Origin of the sequence: Leptolyngbya sp. KIOST-1, from assembly GCF_000763385.1 — a bacterium.
Lineage (GTDB): Bacteria > Cyanobacteriota > Cyanobacteriia > Phormidesmidales > Phormidesmidaceae > Nodosilinea.
The window spans coordinates 603,639-615,427 of sequence record NZ_JQFA01000002.1 but is presented as its reverse complement, the minus strand read 5'-3'; the positions used below and the strand labels follow the sequence as shown (position 1 = coordinate 615,427).

At 61.7% G+C, this 11,789-nt stretch carries 16 protein-coding genes; all 16 read right to left on the bottom strand.

Annotated features, from left to right (window positions below):
• Positions 1-19: 19 nt before the first annotated feature.
• Positions 20-433, bottom strand: coding sequence for an ArsC/Spx/MgsR family protein (locus tag NF78_RS02875; protein WP_035984795.1), 414 nt, complete (start codon positions 431-433; stop codon positions 20-22).
• 11 nt (positions 434-444) lie between these two features.
• Positions 445-1,065: a cupin gene (locus tag NF78_RS02870; RefSeq protein ID WP_035984793.1), complete on the bottom strand. Its 621-nt coding sequence runs from the start codon at positions 1,063-1,065 to the stop codon at positions 445-447.
• Complete coding sequence (locus tag NF78_RS02865; RefSeq protein WP_035984791.1) at positions 1,058-1,564, bottom strand: hypothetical protein; 507 nt, start codon at positions 1,562-1,564, stop codon at positions 1,058-1,060. The genes NF78_RS02870 and NF78_RS02865 overlap by 8 nt, the downstream gene beginning before the upstream one ends.
• 11 nt (positions 1,565-1,575) lie before the next feature.
• Complete coding sequence (gene cysK / locus NF78_RS02860; protein ID WP_035984789.1) at positions 1,576-2,568, bottom strand: cysteine synthase A; 993 nt, start codon at positions 2,566-2,568, stop codon at positions 1,576-1,578.
• A gap of 183 nt (positions 2,569-2,751) precedes the next feature.
• A complete protein-coding gene (locus tag NF78_RS02855) occupies positions 2,752-3,345 on the bottom strand; it encodes a CBS domain-containing protein (protein ID WP_035984788.1) in 594 nt (197 codons plus the stop codon).
• A gap of 226 nt (positions 3,346-3,571) precedes the next feature.
• Positions 3,572-4,099, bottom strand: coding sequence for a flavodoxin (locus NF78_RS02850; protein WP_035984787.1), 528 nt, complete (start codon positions 4,097-4,099; stop codon positions 3,572-3,574).
• 151 nt (positions 4,100-4,250) lie between these two features.
• Complete coding sequence (locus NF78_RS02845; protein WP_035984785.1) at positions 4,251-4,505, bottom strand: ferrous iron transport protein A; 255 nt, start codon at positions 4,503-4,505, stop codon at positions 4,251-4,253.
• A 76-nt stretch (positions 4,506-4,581) separates the two neighbouring features.
• Positions 4,582-4,881: a 2Fe-2S iron-sulfur cluster-binding protein gene (locus NF78_RS02840; protein WP_035984783.1), complete on the bottom strand. Its 300-nt coding sequence runs from the start codon at positions 4,879-4,881 to the stop codon at positions 4,582-4,584.
• Positions 4,882-4,914: 33 nt separating this feature from the next.
• The gene (locus NF78_RS02835; protein WP_035984780.1) at positions 4,915-5,283 is read right to left on the bottom strand and encodes a HesB/IscA family protein; all 369 of its coding nucleotides are present in this window, start codon (positions 5,281-5,283) and stop codon (positions 4,915-4,917) included.
• A gap of 351 nt (positions 5,284-5,634) precedes the next feature.
• The gene (locus NF78_RS02830; RefSeq protein ID WP_035984778.1) at positions 5,635-6,420 is read right to left on the bottom strand and encodes a HesA/MoeB/ThiF family protein; all 786 of its coding nucleotides are present in this window, start codon (positions 6,418-6,420) and stop codon (positions 5,635-5,637) included.
• Between the two features lie 227 nt (positions 6,421-6,647).
• Positions 6,648-6,965, bottom strand: a complete 318-nt coding sequence (nifW, locus tag NF78_RS02825) for a nitrogenase-stabilizing/protective protein NifW (RefSeq protein ID WP_035984776.1) — start codon at positions 6,963-6,965, stop codon at positions 6,648-6,650.
• Positions 6,962-7,198 carry a CCE_0567 family metalloprotein gene (locus NF78_RS02820; RefSeq protein ID WP_052049682.1) on the bottom strand — a complete coding sequence of 79 codons (237 nt, stop codon included), beginning with the start codon at positions 7,196-7,198 and terminating at the stop codon, positions 6,962-6,964. The genes nifW and NF78_RS02820 overlap by 4 nt, the downstream gene beginning before the upstream one ends.
• 4 nt (positions 7,199-7,202) lie before the next feature.
• Positions 7,203-7,682, bottom strand: coding sequence for a NifX-associated nitrogen fixation protein (locus NF78_RS02815; RefSeq protein WP_035984772.1), 480 nt, complete (start codon positions 7,680-7,682; stop codon positions 7,203-7,205).
• Positions 7,679-8,104, bottom strand: a complete 426-nt coding sequence (gene nifX / locus NF78_RS02810) for a nitrogen fixation protein NifX (protein WP_035984771.1) — start codon at positions 8,102-8,104, stop codon at positions 7,679-7,681. Before nifX ends, NF78_RS02815 begins: the two co-directional genes overlap by 4 nt.
• A gap of 222 nt (positions 8,105-8,326) precedes the next feature.
• On the bottom strand, positions 8,327-11,134 hold the full coding sequence (locus NF78_RS28885; RefSeq protein ID WP_081972478.1) for a bifunctional nitrogenase iron-molybdenum cofactor biosynthesis protein NifEN: 2,808 nt from the start codon (positions 11,132-11,134) through the stop codon (positions 8,327-8,329).
• 298 nt (positions 11,135-11,432) lie between these two features.
• Entirely contained in the window at positions 11,433-11,741 is a 309-nt protein-coding gene (locus NF78_RS02800) for a Mo-dependent nitrogenase C-terminal domain-containing protein (protein WP_035984770.1), read from the bottom strand.
• Between the last annotated feature and the right edge of the window lie 48 nt (positions 11,742-11,789).

Genomic DNA, 11,789 nt, shown 5'->3' with positions numbered 1-11,789 from the left:
ACATGGGGGTTGGGCTGGGCTAGCCCCTCCGTAGAGTAGTTAAGCGAGGGCAGGTTTCGAGATCCGGGGTGGGGGGAGCATCGGTCAGGCCAATCCAGCGATCGATCGCATCGGGGTCGAAGCCGACCCGGCAGTCGCCCTCCACCTCTAGCAGCGGGCGGCGAATCAGCCAGGGGTCGAGCACCATCAGCTCCAGGGCCATCTCGGCATCGAGCTGGGTGGGCACCACCAGGCCCGTGGTGATAGCCGGGGCGGTGGTGTTGAACCACTGGGGCACCGGCAACCCAGCAAAGAAGGGACGGAGGCGATCGCAGGTCCAGGGCTCCAGCAGCAGGTTGTGGGCATTCACCCGGTGCCCGGCGGCCTCTAGCAACCGCTTTTGGCGGGTGTTGTTGATGCAACCGGGCTTTTCGTAAAACGTGATGGTGGCCATGGGGCGACCTCCTAGAACGGCTTGGCAAGAAACGGATCGGGCTCAAACTGGTAGCGGGCCTGGGGCTGCGTATCGCCATAGAGTTGAAACGTCAGGGCCGGAGTTGGGCCGATGGTTTCCACCTGGTGAATCGCTTCGGGACAAAAGCTGATAATTTCGCCGCTGCGCAGGGTGTGGTGCCCGACTCGCTCCAGGCGATCGGGGTTTGCCTGTTGGCGCCAGAGGGTGTGGCGCTCTTGCCCCTCCAGCAGGGCCACCACTCCCCAGGTGCCGTGGTTGTGGATTGGCGTGGTCACGCCGGGGTTGGTGGTGACGGTCTGTACGGTGAGGGGGTAGCCAATTTCGTCGTAGAGGGTGAGTACCGCCGCCCCGGTTTTGGGGTCGGGCTCGGCCCGCTGGGTGGTCAGCCAGTAGGAGTTGAGCATCAGCTGCCGCACCCGCTGGCGAATTTGGGGCAGGTAGTCCCACTGGTCGGTTTCGGTGGCGGCATTCGAGAGCAACTGCACAATGTCGCTGAGGAACTGGTGTAGGTAGTAGTGGTCTTGCAGCAGTTCCCAGGGGCGGGCGATGGGGCGGGGCTGGCACTGGCCCTCGGCGGTCACAAACCAGTCCTGGTGAATCAGGTCAATCATCGTCCGCCTCCTCGGTATCCGCTGGGGGGGTGAGAATGCTGAGGATCAGGCTAGCCCCAAACTCGTTGTCGTCGTCAATGGACTGGAGGCGGCTGGCGATCGCCTTCGCCCCCTCCAGATCTCCCAGCCGGGCCAGCAGCAACCCCAGGGCCGCCGAGGCGGTCAGGTACAGGCGAATGGGGGCTTCCAGCCGCCGCCGCCGCAAAATGGGCTGGAGCACCGCCCAATGGCTGGGCAACTGCTCGTCCTGCTCCACCCGCTGGATCACCTGCTCCGCCATCTGCTTTGCCATGGCGTCGTTGTGGCGGTAGAAGAAATAGCGGTAGGCGCTGATCCACACCGCCAGAGAGGCCTGGGGGTGGGCCAGGGCTAGGGCCATGCAGCGATCGCCCTCGGCATCGTCCGGCCAGGCCGCTGCCGCCGTTAGCAGCAGCCCCTTGAGGTCTGGGGGCACCTGGTACCAGGAGAGGGCCGGAATTGGGGCAGTGACCGGGGGCATGGCAGCGTCTCCTACACGGGTTGCAGGGTTGCAGGATCTAGCTCCGCCAGCAGCGAGGGGGCTGGGGGTTCCAGGTCTTTGAAGAGCACGGTGCTGAGGTAGCGTTCGCCGTAGCTGGGCTGAATGGCGACGATCAGCTTACCGGCGTTGTCGGGCCGTTGGCCCACCCGGATGGCGGCGACCAGGGCAGCCCCGGCGGAAATGCCCGACAGCAAGCCTTCTTCCCGGGCCAGGCGACGACTGTAGGCGATCGCATCCCCATCGGCCACGGTAATCACCTCGTCGAGCAGGTCGGTGCGCAGCACCGGGGGCACAAACCCCGCCCCAATGCCCTGAATCTTGTGCGGCCCGGAGCTACCGCCGGACAGCACCGGGCTGGCCTCGGGCTCCAGTGCCACGATCTGGAGGCCGGGTTTGCGGGGCTTGAGCACCTCGGCAATGCCGGTAATGGTGCCCCCCGTGCCCACCCCAGCGACCACAATATCGACCGCGCCCTCGCTGTCGGCCCAGATTTCTTCAGCAGTAGTCTGGCGGTGAATTTCGGGGTTGGCCGGGTTCTCAAACTGTTGCAGCATAAACCCATGGGGAATTAGCTGCGCCAGTTCCCCCGCCCGCTGGATCGCTCCCGCCATGCCCTTTGGCCCTGGGGTGAGCACCAATTCTGCCCCGTAGGCGTTGAGCATGGCCCGCCGCTCCAGGCTCATGGTTTCGGGCATGGTGAGAATCAGTCGATAGCCCTTGGCGGCGGCGACCATGGCCAGGGCAATGCCGGTATTGCCTGAGGTGGGCTCAATCAGCACCGTCCTGCCGGGGGCGATCGCCCCGGCGGCCTCCGCCGATCGAATCATGTTCAGGCCAATGCGATCTTTGACCGATGCCGCCGGATTCATGCTCTCCAGCTTCAGCACAATGCGGGCCAGACAGCCCTCGGCCTGGGGAATGCGGTTGAGCTGCACCAGGGGGGTACGGCCAATGAGGTCGGTGATGTCGTGGGCGATGGGCATGGGGGGTGAGGGGGGTGGGAGGGTGGAGGGTGGATGGGTGGAGGGGTGGGAGGGTGGATGGGTGGGAGGGTGGATGGGTGGGAGGGTGAAGGGTGGAGGGTGGGGGGGTAGGGGCGCACGGCGGTGCGCCCGTATGGGGGGGGTTCCCCGTTCCTGGGGGGTGGGAGGAACGGGGAGAGGGGGTTACGCCAGGGCCGGGGTGGCGGGGGCGGTTTCCTCGACGGCGGTTTGGGTTGGGGCTTGCCCCTGGCAGAAGGCGAGTTCGGCTTCTAGCTCAGCGACGGCTTCCCAGGCGGCTTTGCCAGCGGCGGAGTAGGGGCCTTTGGCGGCGGAGACGCCCCGAGCGTGGGCGACTTCGGCCTGGAGGGCTTTTTGCAGCAGGGGCACGCGGGGATTTTCGACAAAGTCGCCCTTGAGCAGAATGTCGGTGTCGGAAATGATGCCGAGTAGCTCGCTTTGGATGACGGGGGCGCGATCGATGCCGAAGTGGGCGAACAGGCGGGCCACGTACTCAACCCCCAGATCGGGGTTTACCACCAGGCAGGGCTTGGTCATAATTTCGTAGACCTTCACCGTTTTGGGGTCTTTGCCGTAGGCCACGACTTTGTTGACAATGTCGGTGTCGGTGACAATGCCGTAGGCATCGTCGGGGCTACGACGCTCCACGATTAAGGAATGGAGCTTCTTGAATTTCATCAGTTGTACAGCTTCTGCTACAGTTGCCGATCCTTTAATCGTGGCAACGTCATCAGTCATGATGTCTTTAGCGGTAGCCATAATACGGTCTCCTTGAAACGGACAATTTTGTGGATAAAAAGACCCTCCTAATGGTCTTTTGGTTTGGCAGCGATCGGTTACTGCAAGGGCATCACCTCCTGTAAGGGTGGATGGGTGGATGGGTGAAGGGGTAGATGAGATAGGTTGGTGCCGTAGGGTGCATAACGCTGGGGCGAGGCTCCGCCAACGCGAAGCAATGCACCGCGAGGAGGCTGGGATGGGTGGGTTAGGCGATCGCCGGAAAGTCCGCCTTCAAAATCTCCAGCCAGTTGGCAATGCGATCGTCGGTTTTGTCGCTTTCGTTCACCTCATCCAGGGGCAGACCGACAAACTTGCCGTCGCGGATGGCGGTGGATTTTTCAAAGGTATAATCCTCCGCAGAAACTGCCCCTACCAGGGTGGCTCCCAGGGCTTTGAACTGGTCGTACATCAGGCCCAGGGCACCGACAAAGTGCTTGCTGTGCCCTTCGCAGTCGCCGGGGCCAAACAGGGCAATGGTTTTGCCAGAAAAGTCGGGCTTGTCCATCTCCATGTCAAACATGGGTTCGCGCCAGTCGTTTTGCAACTCGCCCGCGCCCCAGGTGGGGCAGCCCAAAATTAGGTAGTCATACTTCAGCAGGTCGTCCACATCGTCGTAGTCGGCCTCCATGCTGTAGAGATCGCAGTTGTCCTCACCGATCGCATCCCGAATTTTTTCCGCGATTTCTTCAGTGACGCCGGAGGTGCTGCCGTAGAAAAGTCCAATGCTGGCCATGGGTTTACTCCTGGGAAAGGGTGTGGGGTAGGAGGTCAGTATCCCCTCCTGGGAGGGGCAGGGGTGGGTCTATCCCCTCCTGGGAGGGGCAGGGGTTGGGAGGGGCAGGGGTGGGTCTATCCCCTCCTGGGAGGGGCAGGGGTGGGTTCTTTCAGCTAGGGCCTGCCAATCGCACATAGATCGCGCTGACCAATGATGGCGGCAGGGTCAAATGGCCGTCCTCGGTGCTGACCATAAAATTGGGATGGCGCTGGGTGACGGCGATCGCCTTACCCCGGTCTAACCCCAAAGATTGCAGGTGGGAAAGGATAACGGGATCGGCCTGGGTGAACCGGGCAATGGTGCCGCGATCGCCCACGTTTAGAACCTGTAAAGCCGCTCCTGAAACTGTAAACCGATTAAACATGACGCAACTCCAAGGAAAGTTCACCTTGGTGCGTCACAGCAGGTGATGACGCACCCTACGGGCTGGGGCCATTTACTCAAATCAAATAGGCTTCCATGTGGGTCTTAATCGTGCAATCCGATCGCGGGTAGGACGAACACAGCACAATAAATCCCTTGGCGATCTGCTCGTCATCCAGAAAAGATTGATCCTCCTGGTTGACCTCACCCTCTACTAATTTTCCAACGCAGCTAGAGCAAGCCCCCGACCGGCAGGAGAAGGGCAGATCAATGTCGTTTTCCTCCGCCGCATCGATGATGTAGGTGTCCTCATCCACCGGAATGGTGATGTCGATATTGCGCTTTTTGTTGATCAGTCGAACCTGATAGGTAGTCATGGTGGGGCTCCTTTTTAGGAAAGAGGATCGGGATTATGAACAGGGGACGCCGGCGGGGCTGCAATCGCCTGCGGTTTGGAACGACTTGCCGCAGCCGCAGGTGTCGGTGGCGTTGGGGTTGGTGAACTTAAAACCGCTTTCTAGCAAGCTTTCAACGTAGTCCACCACAATGCCCTCCAGCAGCGGGGCACTCTTGGGGTCAATGAAAACCCTGAGGCTGCCCGCCTCCACAATTTCGTCGTCGTCCTTGGGGGCGTTGGCGATTTTGATGTCGTACTCGTAGCCGTTGCAGCCGCCATCTTTCACCGCCAGGCGCACGCCCCGGCTGGGGGTGTAGTCGGGGGTGCCGCGCACAAAGGTACGCAGGCGCAGTTCAGCCAGTTCGGTAATGGTGATGGTCATGGGGGTGGATGGGTAGGGGGATTTGGGATTGTCCGGCTCCCTCCTGGGAGGGGCAGGGGTGGGTCGGGGGGAATTTTGGATTGGGGATTGGGGCTCTCCGGTTTCCAACCGGGAGTCTTGGACTGAAAGTCCAAGGCTCAAAGCCAAAATCCTCTAAAGAGGATTGGGAGCCGCACTCCCCAGTCTGCTTTAGCAGACTTTTGCGGTTAGCCAGGGAGTTCACTCCCTGGCGGTTGTGGCCGGAGACCCATAGCCCATAGGTGTTTTGGGAATAGTTGGGTCACCTTGAGATGGCTGGATAGGTATTGCCTACCAACGGGTTTGGGGCGGGTCACGTAGAAAGGTCATGGGTTACCTCCTCGCCATTGCTAGAGGAACAGCGCGATCGCCCCTCCCCTTCACCCCACCGCACACCGGGCAATCCGGGTCGTGGTAGGCGCGGCGTTTGGCAAACTCCGCCCGGGCCAGGTCCATGGTGAGGAGCTGCCCCAGCAGCGGTTCACCCAGCCCGGTAACCACCTTGATCGCCTCCAGGGCCGCCAGACAGGCCAGCGTCCCCGACACCGCCCCCAGCACCCCAAAGCCCCAGCGGTCCCACTCCGGCTTTTCAGGAAACAGGCACGACAGGCAGGCCGTTTCGCCCGGAATCACCGTGATCAGGTAGGCCTCCATGGCATTCATGGCGGCTTCGACCATGGGCTTGCCCCAGCGCACACAGGCAGCATTGAGCAAATCCCGCTCTTTGAAGTCAAAGGCGCAATCTAGGGCAATATCCGCCTGCTGCACCAGGGCATCGATGTTCTCGGCGGTGACGTAGTCGCACACTGCTTCGATTTCAATGTCAGGATTGAAGGCGGCTAGGGTCTGCTGGGCCTTAAATACCCTGGGCTTGCCCACCCAATCGTCCGTCATCAGCACCTGGCGGTTCATGTCGTCCCGCTGGAGATCGCCCCCCCGCACCAGGATCAGCCGCCCCACCCCTGCCGCCGCCAGGTACAGCGCGGCGGTGCCCCCCAGTCCACCCACCCCCGTCACCAGGGCGGTGGTCGCCTTTAGCCGTTCCTGCGCCGCCGGGCCGAAGCCGGGCAGCTGCATTTGGCGGCGGTAGCGATCGAGTTCTGTGGGGGAGAGGGGCATGGGGAGTGGGAGGGTGGATGGGTGGATGGGTGGGAGGGTGGATGGGTGGATGGGTGGATGGGTGGGAGGGTGGATGGGTGGATGGGTGGGAGGGTGGATGGGTGGATGGGTTTTGCCGTAGGGGCAGACCCACGTGTCTGCCCTGGCAGGGTTAATGGGGATTTCCGGCTCCCCTCCTTGGAGGGGCTAGGGGTGGGTCTGCGGGGAATTGGGAGGGGATGCAGAAGTTACTCCACTTCGATGTCAGACATCAGCACCACGTTGCTGGGCTTTTGGTTGAACACCTTGAACAACTTTTGGGCCTGGGGCGACGATGATTGGAATAGGCTGTAGGCCTCTTGCAGCAGTTCTCGGTATTGGTTAAAGGTGGCAGGATCATCCATGTCTGGGGCATCAACGCCCTTTTCTTTCATCAAGCGTGAGAACTTTTGCAGAATGTGCAAACGGTTAACGTTGAGAAACTGGGGGTCGTAGGGCAGGCCAAAAAAGGCAAAGTAGTCTTCGGCCTGGGTGATTTGATTGAAGGCAGTGATGGTGGATTTCATGGGGCTTGCTCCAGGGTGGTTAACTGTGCTCTGAGGTCGCGGAGTTGGCAGTAAATCTCGTGGGTGCGGGCCGCTATATCGGGTAACAAATCCAGGTCGGCGGGCAGTCCTTCGGCAATGTCGTGGAGGTCCATTTTGAGCTGGCCAGCTTTGCTGTTGAGCTTTTTGATCTGGCCTTTGAGGGCATCGATGGTGATGGGATCGGTGGCGATCGGATCGGTGGTTGGAGTCATGGCCTTACAGGTCGCAGACGGCGGGGTATTGGCGGGCCAGGTCGATGCCCTTGGCGACGAGTTTTTCCCCTTCGGCGCTGAGCTTTTCCAGGGAATCGAAGCCAAAGCGCTGGGCATCGCGCAGGGTTTGGCTGACCAAAATCAGCCGCCCCGAGAAGATCAGTGCCCAGCCAAAGCCCTCGTGGCTGAGGTCTACCACCACCTGGGAGAGCTGGCCGGTTTCGGCCTCAATGCGGTAGGCGATCGCCCGATAAAAGGCCATAATCCGGCTCTGGGTGATCGGGTCTACCTCGCCCTCAACGGAGATTTCGCGCTTTTGGGCTTTGCTCAGCACGTAGGGCTTCAGCAGCAGCTCATCGGCCCAGTGGCGGAAGGTGCCGTAGGGGTCGTTGGCGCGAATCTGCTGCACCATGGCCTTTAGAAAGGGGGAGTTATCGACTACGAGGGCAGAGTCGAAGGCGACGGCGGTTTCGGCGGTGGTCATAGGGTGACTTCCTCTTCGGTTTCAAGGTAGGCATCGGCAAAGTTGGGGGTGGTCTTTTGGCCCAGGGCCTTGCGCAGCCAGGGCGGCGGGCTGCCCTGGAGGGTCTGCACCAACTGGGCCAGCATCGCCTCGATTTCGTCCTCCTCGGAGTTGGACTTCATCGGGGTGATGCGGTGGTTGATCAACCGGGCCGCCGCACTGCCGCCGATGTCGGCCACGTAGACGATGGTGCAGCCCGCCAGCGCCTTCAGCTTCGGCTCCAGCTTGTCCTCGTTGCCGTCCTCCTTCAGCTCGCCGCCAAAGGTGAGGGTTTCGAGGAAGGTGTAGCCGTCGAGGGTGAGCTCGTAGACGTCGATTTTGCTGGCCCAGCCAAAGTGGGCGTTGATGTGAACGTTGTCCTTAGTCGCAAAGGCTATTTTCATGGCAAGTCTCCTTTTTTGGGAGTAGATGGGTAGATGGGTAGATGGGTGGGTGGGTAGATGGGTGGATGGGTAGATGGGTGGATGGGTAGATGGGTGGATGGGTAGATGGGTGAAGGGGTAAAGGGTGAAGGGGTAAAGGGTGAAAGGGAGAGGGGTAAACAGACATCTATTAGTTCATTCACCCGCCCACCCATCCACTCGCCCACTCATCCACCCATCCACTCATCCACTCCCCTCCCGCCACTGATGCACCAGCGCGTGGGTGCGTTCTTCGTCGGCTTCCAGCAAAATGTTGCCGATCGCAAACAGCAGATCCAGGGTGCCGCGATAGCCGACGGTGCAGCGGTGGCCGTTGCCCAGGTGTTCCAGCATGGGGAAGCCGTGCAGGTAGAGGGGAATGCCGAGGCGGCGGGCGATGGGCCGGGCCTTGGAGTTGGTGATCCACAGATCGGCGCTGCCCCCCAGGTCCTCCAGGTCTTCAAAGTCGCCGATGTAGACCTGCTCGATGGGCAGATCCTTCAGCAGGGGCGAAGGGGAGGCGGTGACGGCGGCCTGGATTTCGGCCCCCGTGCTGTGCAGCCACCAGGCGATGTTGTGCAGCAGGTCGGGCTCCAGGGCGATCGCCACCTTTTTGCGGCCAAAGAAGAAGTGGGTATCGAGCATGGCATCCTGCACCTGGCGGCGCTGGCGCAGGTACTTGGCGGGCACGGGCTGGCCGCTGAGCTGGGCGAGGGCGTTTAGGAACTCATCCACCGCACCCAGGCCACTGAGCTGGGTGAAGGTCTGGGCGGGGGTGCCGAAGCGCTCCGTCAAAATCTTCGCCGCCCCGGCCATGCTGCCCCCAAGGGCCAGGGTGAGGGCCGATCGCCCTACCGCCTTGAGTTCGGCGACGGTGGTGCCGCCCGTCGCGGTGGTAGCAAAGTCGGCATCCTCCAGGTGGCCATCCAGCGAGGTGGAGAGGTCGGGAACTGCGATCGCGCTCAGCCCAAAGGCCTCGACCATCTCCTTCAGCTCTGCCACATCCCCAGGGCCGAAGGCGGCACTGGGCAGCAGGGTGACCTGTTTAGGATTGATCTCACCGAATTCAGGCATAGTCTGCACCAGGCTTTCCACCGCTGCCGCAAAGCCATCCTCCAAACTGCCCTTGTAGTCGGGGGTGGAGGCAAACACAATGGGCACCGTGACGTCAGGATTCGCCTGGTGGAAGTCGCGCAGAATGCCCTGCATATCGTCGCCCCGCGTTTCCGTCAGGCCCGTGGTGAACAGCCCCACCAGTTCCGGTTGGGAGTTTTTGATCACCGTCAGCAGACCGCCGTGAACATTGTCGTCGCCCCCCAGCACGGTGCTCACCTCGCTCATCGCCGTGGTTGCCAGAGGAATGGCTTCCTGGAAGTGGTTGACCAGCATCACCTTGGCAAAGGCCGTACAACCCTGGGAGCCGTGGAACAGGGGCATAGCGCCCTGAATGCCCAGGAAGGCTAGCGCCGCCCCCAGGGGCTGGCTCTGCTTCAGCGGGTTGACGGCCACGGCCTTGCGGCGGGCGATGATTTTGGTGGATGGGTGGGAGGGTGGATGGGTGGGTGAGTGAAGGGGTAAAGAGGTAAAGAGGTGGGGGGAGTGTTCATCTCCTTCACCCTTCACTCCTTCACTCTTCACCCCTTCACCTTCCCAGGGCGCTTCCCTTCTCACCTCCGCCCACACCGGGCTGTGCAAACTCTCATCCAGCTCCTTCGCCATCTCCAGCAGGCCGCCGTAGCCAGAGTAGGGGTTGTGGCGTTCCTGGTTGATGTGCAAAAAGGGAATCCGGGCCTTGAGGGCGGTGTACTGGTTGCGGCCCCCGGCGATCAGCATGTCGGCGTTGGTTTTCTCAATCACCTTCAGCAGTTCGGCGGCTCCGCCTTTTTCCAGCATGATGCCGTCCTGACCGAGCAGGGTTTTGATTCGGGCTTTGTCTTCTTCGGTGCTCTTTTTGCTGCTGGTGGCGACGACTTTGATGCCCAGGTCTTGGGCGGCGGAGATGATCGACCAGGATTTGACGCCGCCGGTGTAGAGGACGACGCGCTTGCCCAGCAGTCTTTCCCGGTAGGGAGCGAGTTGCTCGTTTAACTTGGCGGTTTCTTCAGCGATCACGACTTCCACGCGGGCCTGCATGGCTTCGTCGCCGATTTTGGCGGCGATCGCCCGCAGGCAGTGGTTCATATCCGCCACCCCGTAGAACGACTCTTCTATATAGGGAATGCCGTAGCGATCCTGCATTTTGTGGGCCAGGTTGATCAGCGCCTTGGAACAGATCATCACGTTGAGCTTGGCCCGGTGGGCGTAGGCCACCTCCTGGTAGCGGGCATCGCCGGTGATCTTGGAGAGCACCCGAATCCCCACCTTCTCAAACAGGGGCAGCACGCCCCACAGTTCCCCGGCGATGTTGTACTCGCCGATCAGGTTGATGTCGTAGGGGGTGGTGGTCTCGGGCTCTGCGGTGCCGATCACATGCTCTAGCAGGGCTTCCCCCGCCAGGCGGTTGCCCAGGTTCTTGCTGCCCACAAAGCCGGGGGATTGAATCGGCACCACGGGCAGACCAAAGTTCTCCGTCGCCGTCTTGCACACGGCCTCCAGGTCATCACCAATCAGCGCCGTCACGCAGGTGGAATAGACAAACACGGCGGCGGGGCTGTAGCGCTCCTGCACATCCTGAATGGCTTTGTAGAGTTTCTTCTCGCCGCCAAAGATAATGTCGTTTTCGCTCAGGTCAGTGGTGAAGCCCATTTTGTAGAGCGTGTCGCCCGACGACAGACTGCCCCGTCCACCCCAGGAGTTGCCCGCACAGGCGATCGGGCCGTGCACCAGATGGGCGACATCGGTGATCGGCACCAGGGCAATGCTGGCCCCATCAAAGGCGCAGCCCCCCTGGGCGGCCCCAGGCTTGGCCTGCTGCTGGCACACCTTGTTGTGGCCCTTGCCATTTTTCTTGTGGTTGTGCTCGCAACCTGGCTGGGTCAGCAGTTCTGTCATGGTGGCTTTGGTGGAAGGCATGGCAGGAATGGGGTGAGGGGGTTGGGGTCGGGGCGCACTGCTGTGCGCCCGTACGGGGAATTTTGAATTGGGGATTTTGGATTTTGGTGGGGGCCGTCCCCTCCTCGGAGGGGTGCCCGGAGGGCGGGGTGGGTTGCGGGGATTTTGGATTAGCGATTTTTGATTTTGGTGGGGGCCGTCCCCTCCTGGGAGGGGTGCCCGGAGGGCGGGGTGGGTTGCGGGGTAGGCGGGTGGATGGGTGGGTGGGTAGGGGCAGACCCACGTGTCTGCCCGGTGCAGGGGATGATGGGCTGACGAGTCAACAGATGTACCGAGTTATGTCTTCGCCGCAGCCATCGGCCAGGTACGTCAGGGCCCGAAACCGCAATCCCACCAACTCGTCGTACACCGGGTTGAGCTTGCACAATGCCGGAATATGCACCGTGCGGCCAAACAGCGACAGATCGCGCTCGAAGGGGCAGCAGCAGGGAATCAGACGACAGATCAGGTGGGCGAAGCGGCGGTTGGTGACCTCCAGCCGATCCAACCAGCGGCGCAGGGGCGTGAGCGGGCCAATGCCGGGTTGACGGGGTGGGGAGAGGGGGTGGTCGTGGATGAGGGTAGCCATGGCGGGTGCTCGGTGGGTGAGGGCGAGAACGTGGCTGCTTCCGGTTCC

Coding starts and splice junctions, on each gene's coding strand:
- NF78_RS02875 (WP_035984795.1), bottom strand. CDS start 433: ATGGCCACCATCACGTTTTACGAAAAGCCCGGTTGCATCAACAACACC.
- NF78_RS02870 (WP_035984793.1), bottom strand. CDS start 1,065: ATGATTGACCTGATTCACCAGGACTGGTTTGTGACCGCCGAGGGCCAG.
- NF78_RS02865 (WP_035984791.1), bottom strand. CDS start 1,564: ATGCCCCCGGTCACTGCCCCAATTCCGGCCCTCTCCTGGTACCAGGTG.
- cysK (WP_035984789.1), bottom strand. CDS start 2,568: ATGCCCATCGCCCACGACATCACCGACCTCATTGGCCGTACCCCCCTG.
- NF78_RS02855 (WP_035984788.1), bottom strand. CDS start 3,345: ATGGCTACCGCTAAAGACATCATGACTGATGACGTTGCCACGATTAAA.
- NF78_RS02850 (WP_035984787.1), bottom strand. CDS start 4,099: ATGGCCAGCATTGGACTTTTCTACGGCAGCACCTCCGGCGTCACTGAA.
- NF78_RS02845 (WP_035984785.1), bottom strand. CDS start 4,505: ATGTTTAATCGGTTTACAGTTTCAGGAGCGGCTTTACAGGTTCTAAAC.
- NF78_RS02840 (WP_035984783.1), bottom strand. CDS start 4,881: ATGACTACCTATCAGGTTCGACTGATCAACAAAAAGCGCAATATCGAC.
- NF78_RS02835 (WP_035984780.1), bottom strand. CDS start 5,283: ATGACCATCACCATTACCGAACTGGCTGAACTGCGCCTGCGTACCTTT.
- NF78_RS02830 (WP_035984778.1), bottom strand. CDS start 6,420: ATGCCCCTCTCCCCCACAGAACTCGATCGCTACCGCCGCCAAATGCAG.
- nifW (WP_035984776.1), bottom strand. CDS start 6,965: ATGAAATCCACCATCACTGCCTTCAATCAAATCACCCAGGCCGAAGAC.
- NF78_RS02820 (WP_052049682.1), bottom strand. CDS start 7,198: ATGACTCCAACCACCGATCCGATCGCCACCGATCCCATCACCATCGAT.
- NF78_RS02815 (WP_035984772.1), bottom strand. CDS start 7,682: ATGACCACCGCCGAAACCGCCGTCGCCTTCGACTCTGCCCTCGTAGTC.
- nifX (WP_035984771.1), bottom strand. CDS start 8,104: ATGAAAATAGCCTTTGCGACTAAGGACAACGTTCACATCAACGCCCAC.
- NF78_RS28885 (WP_081972478.1), bottom strand. CDS start 11,134: ATGCCTTCCACCAAAGCCACCATGACAGAACTGCTGACCCAGCCAGGT.
- NF78_RS02800 (WP_035984770.1), bottom strand. CDS start 11,741: ATGGCTACCCTCATCCACGACCACCCCCTCTCCCCACCCCGTCAACCC.